The following is a 1291-nucleotide window of genomic DNA, read 5'->3' as shown; positions in this document are numbered from 1 at the left end:
TTTTCTTCAATCCAATCTCTAAGAAGCTCTCCTTTTTTTTCTAGAGGCAAGTGCTTAATTTCTTCTCGGCTCAAGTATTCTTCCCCACCAGGAAGTTTTTTCCAAAGTAAAAGGCGATTAATATTTAAGAGATAAGAAGAGTAATTAGCCAGCGTTAAGCCTCTTTTTTCTTCTGTTTTCTCTTTAAATTCCAAAGGAGAAATAGATTTAGCTAAGGTAAAAACTTCTCTAAAAACTTGATAAACTTTTTCAGTAGAGGTAAGTCTAGGATTGAGTTGATAAACTTTAGCTAACATAAGAGTTCGCTGGGTAGTGGCATTCTTCCTGGGGAAGTGAAGCTTGGCTATTTTTTTATAAAGAGAAGGCATCACTTCAGAAGCCAGCAGATGATGCCATCTTTTACAGACGCTAAATAAGGAAGGAACTGCGCAAGCCTCTAAGATAGGGAGCAGCAATTCATTGGGCAAGCTTTCAATAGATGTCGATGAGATAGGATGCATTTTATTTCCTTAGGTAGGGATGACCTTTTATTAATTTTTATTTTTAAAGGCAATATAAAAAAATTAAAAAAGCAAGTCAAGCGAATTCGTATCCTTATCAATGAAAAACAACTCACAAATGACCTAACAGCGCTTTTTTTTCAGATAGATTCACGGAAAGGGGGAGACCTTCCAAGCATTTAGGAGCAGCCACAGGTTTTTGCGATTAAGTGATGCGGCAATTTTGGTGTGGCTAAAAGAATGAAATTGATTCTTTGCCTTATTTGAGAAAAACGGCTCTTTTTTGGCGCATTGTTTTAATTCTTCTATCGAATGATGGAATACAATACGCCTAGCTTCTTCCTATCAAGAAAGGTTGTCCTCCCAGCATAGCAATCTGCAGAAAAAGAGAGAAACTTATTGTCGTTACAAATGTGTAGTTTAGTTTAAGCTTGCTTAGAGACATTTTCTAAATTATTAAAATCGTTTAAAATATAAGCTGTTTAATTAGCGAGCCTAATATGATAAGAAAACCTTATCCTAACGATTTAAATGATCAAGAATGGCAGGTGCTTGAACCTAATAATATGCAAGAAAAAAGCTGGCAAGCCACCTAAGCACTCTAAGTGAGAGATGCTTAATGCCATCGTTTATGTCTTAAGGACAGGTTGCCAATGGACAGATCTTCCTCATTGGAAATCGATTTATTCTTTAACCTAAGATAGAAATAGAATAATTTATTGAGCCTATCCCGATAATCTGCCTATCCAAAACATTATAAGACTAAAATTTAACAACCCTTTCCAATATTT

2 protein-coding genes are annotated in these 1291 nt (G+C 35.3%); one reads left to right on the top strand and one right to left on the bottom strand.

Going from position 1 to position 1291, the window contains the following annotated elements; genetic code table 11:
- Positions 1 to 500 (bottom strand): F-box protein (locus DB41_RS00175; protein WP_039383084.1); only part of this gene is annotated, 500 nt, incomplete at its 3' end.
- 612 nt (positions 501 to 1112) lie between these two features.
- Between DB41_RS00175 and DB41_RS12650 the strand changes: the two genes are divergently transcribed.
- Positions 1113 to 1199 carry a transposase gene (locus DB41_RS12650; protein WP_368730537.1) on the top strand — a complete coding sequence of 29 codons (87 nt, stop codon included), beginning with the start codon at positions 1113 to 1115 and terminating at the stop codon, positions 1197 to 1199.
- Positions 1200 to 1291 lie beyond the last annotated feature (92 nt).

Source organism: Neochlamydia sp. TUME1, assembly GCF_000813645.1.
GTDB lineage: Bacteria > Chlamydiota > Chlamydiia > Chlamydiales > Parachlamydiaceae > Neochlamydia.
Note: the sequence above shows the minus strand (reverse complement) of the source record. Positions and strands in the feature narration are given on the sequence as shown.

Excerpts from the sequence above, each read along its gene's own strand:
- DB41_RS12650 (WP_368730537.1), top strand. The coding sequence starts at position 1,113 with ATGCTTAATGCCATCGTTTATGTCTTAAGGACAGGTTGCCAATGGACA.